The organism is Xanthovirga aplysinae, from assembly GCF_009711365.1.
Lineage (GTDB): Bacteria > Bacteroidota > Bacteroidia > Cytophagales > Cyclobacteriaceae > Xanthovirga > Xanthovirga aplysinae.
Map to the genome: position 1 here is coordinate 1 of NZ_SMMB01000695.1, position 3,333 is coordinate 3,333.

Consider the following 3,333-nt stretch of genomic DNA (forward strand, 5'->3'; position numbering starts at 1 on the left):
TCATCTTTATTACTCCCCTTTTTGGATTTATTTTTAGAAGGAAACTTCAGGTTTCCAATATTAAAGGAAAACCCTAAATAAACGATCTGAGATTCCCTGTCTCGGAGCAATTCTTGATAAAAGGTATTATCAGCGGTTTCAATTTGGAAGCGGAACAAATTGAAGGGATCATTAACACGAAGACTTATGGTGCCCTGATTGTTCAACACCTTTTGCTTGAAAGCCACATCTGAAAACAAAAAGCCTTGCATCTTTCCCCCAGCCACATTTCTGGCGGAGGTATACCTGGCTGAAATTTGCATACTTCCCCCCTTCCACAAATCAAGGGAAGACATTAATTTAGATGTCCAACCAAAACCGCTATTACTAAAATCTTCCCCTTCTATATTACTTCCATCCATATCAAAATAGAAATAATTAAAGTTTGCATTAATATTCCACCAATCGGTTAATTGAGAATTTAAATTCAGTTCACCTCCAATAGTATTACTGCTGGCTAGATTTTCCCAAGTGCTTTGAACAATATTTAGAGAAGGATCATTGTAAAACACTCGGGCAATTGGATCTTTTGAATGTTTGAGATACAATGAACCCAAAAACGTAGTGGAAGACCAGCTTCGCAGATAAGATAGTTCATAACTATCTATGTACTCAGGTGTCAAATAAGGGTTTCCGAATTTTATATTTTGAGGATTTGACAAATCTACAAAAGGATTTAACCAACGAGATTTGGGACGATTTAAACGCCGCGAATAACTTAATTGAAGCTCACTGCTGTAACCAAGTGACCCCTTTTCCCCAAACCCTTTACTTAAATGGAGGCTGGGATATAAACTGAAATAATTATTTTGAAAATCCTCCGGAAAATTACTCAAAGAGGAAGTGGTAAAGGTCTGTTCCGCTCTTACACCCACTTGATAATTTATTTCATTTTCCAATTGACCAGATAATAAACCATAAAGAGCGTGTACATCTTCTTGATAGTTAAAATTAAAAAAAGAACTTTGATCTGGCAAAAATTCGGATTGTTCATTCTCTCGAATAAAACTTTGAAAATCATCATTAGATTGAAACAAACGAGAACTCCAGCCTGTTTCAAGTTTCAATTGATTACTAAAGGTCTGTGTAAAATCTATTTGCCCCTGCCATAAATGAGAATTGGAGTTTAAAACACTATTATTCGTAGCCCCAAAAAAGGAATTGTTATCATTTTGAGCATTAGAATAACTGAATGAAGCGTCTAATTTCTTATTGGGATCCAAGAATTTACGCTGGTAATCCAAGGTTGTCTCCACATTTTGTCGGTTCACATCGCTAGTGGTAAACCTACTGTCTTCAATCGTTGGACTGTCATCTGAAAAGGTGGTGAGAGAATGAAAAGTTTCCTCCTTATACCTGGAATTACTATTAAATGAACCAGAAAGACCAATGGTATTAAAATCGTCCAAGTTAAAATCCATGCCCAGGTTTAGGTTATTTACCACTTTTTGGTTAAAACCTTCACTCGTTTGATTTAGAAAGGAAGTATAATCGGAATTATAGTTCTCCTTATAAAGCGTACTTGCATCCTGAAGTTTATCATTCCGGTAAGTATAATTACCAAAAAAATTAAACTTTCCAACAGAATGATTAAGACTTAAGGCTGTATTGTATTTATCACCAGTTCCTGCCGAAATGGATGCCGACCCGCTTGTTCCTTTCTTTTCCCCCTTCTTCAAAATGATGTTAATGATACCGGCTGTTCCTTCTGCAGAGTACTTAGCCGAAGGATTGGTAATTACTTCAACAGATTCAATGGAACTAGAAGGAATCTGGTCCAAAACGGAGCTGGCATCTTGTCCACTCATAGCCGACAGTTTGCCATCAATCAGGATAGTAACCCCTTCACTTCCCCTCAAACTAATATTACCGTCCACATCTACATCCACTGAAGGAAGCTTGGACAAAACATCAGAAGCATCGCCCCCCTGAGAGGTGGCATCCTGTTCCACATTAAAACTCTTTTTATCAATAGAATTCACCATCATTTCCTTATCAGCAACCACGGCCACCTCTTCCAATTCCTGGGTTTCCGACAAAAGGTGAATTGTGCCCAGATTAATTTCCGTATTGGAATTATTAAATTGGACTTCCTCAGGATAAACCAATTCCTTATAACCAATAAAAGAGGCTTTCACTATATAATTTCCAGCAGGGATATCCAGAATCTCGAAGTAGCCCCCTTCCCCGCTAATACCTCCTGTCACTAATCGATCGAGCTCCGCAGTGTTATATAAGGAAATGGTAGCAAACTCTACTTCTTCATTGGTTTGATCATCCAAAACCTTTCCACTAAGTACCCCTACCGCTTTATTACTTTTTCCGGATTCATTTCCAGCTCCATTATTTTTCTGTTGAGAAAATGCTTTACCGAATTGAAAAATGATAAGACTAAAAATAAGTGCAACATATACCCGTCCCATAAGACCCTCACATTAGAAGTAAAAAAAGTAGATAAATGGTTTAAATGAAGTTACGTTTATAAAACACCCATTTACCTTTTGTACACTGCAAATGTATTTTACTAAGGATTTCTACGCTAATATATTCAACCAATGAAGGGAGATTCTCAATAAATAGAGAGTTTGGGACAAAAAGAAGAGGTTTTGGGTAATGGCAAAACTCCAATGGTAGGCGCCATTAAAAGGGAAAAACTGGGTAAAACAACAAAGTCAATCAGTTAATTAAAATGGATTAAATTAACCTGGCTTTCAAAGTATGGGCTGTATTGAGAAGTGATACAATTTTTTTGGAGACAACTGCTCAATATTAATATTTCTTACCTGCATTTAATTTTGGGGGTATCAAGGTAATCTTAAAGAAAAATAATTACCCCACCCACCAGCAAATTCCATTGCATAAATAAGAAAAACGAAAATGAAAAACCTGCCCAAATTAGGCAGGTTTTTCAAAATCTTAACCTACATTCGGTTTATCATTTAAGCAGCCATACTAAGGGTTACTCCTTCAGTGGCTTTACCTTTCATCATGGCCGTTTTTGGGTAAAATAGTCCCATAATTCGGATAATCCGATTATGGTAATCCTGAATAGTATTTTCGCTTCGTTTTTTTCTTTTTAAATACTGTTTAAAAGTTTTCAAACCATTTTCCCAATTCTCTGGAGGTGTTTTACCGAGTGACTCAAAAAATTGCTGTAAAACTCTAAAATCCAATTGAAGATTTCTAGCCGTACGCTTCATTGCTTTTTGATTTTGCTTACAATAGTAAACATACTGCTTTGCTATTTTTCTAGAAGCAGCATTCTTAATTTCCTCAAAACGCAATTGATAGCTG

General features: G+C 36.4%; 2 protein-coding genes. Both read right to left on the reverse strand.

Annotated elements, in window-relative coordinates; genetic code table 11:
* Positions 1-2,462: TonB-dependent receptor (locus E1171_RS04280; RefSeq protein ID WP_155204439.1), on the reverse strand; the 2,462-nt coding region annotated here is incomplete at its 3' end.
* A 516-nt stretch (positions 2,463-2,978) separates the two neighbouring features.
* Positions 2,979-3,333, reverse strand: a 355-nt coding sequence (locus E1171_RS23625; protein WP_187696252.1) for a hypothetical protein, incomplete at its 5' end; no start/stop codon positions are given.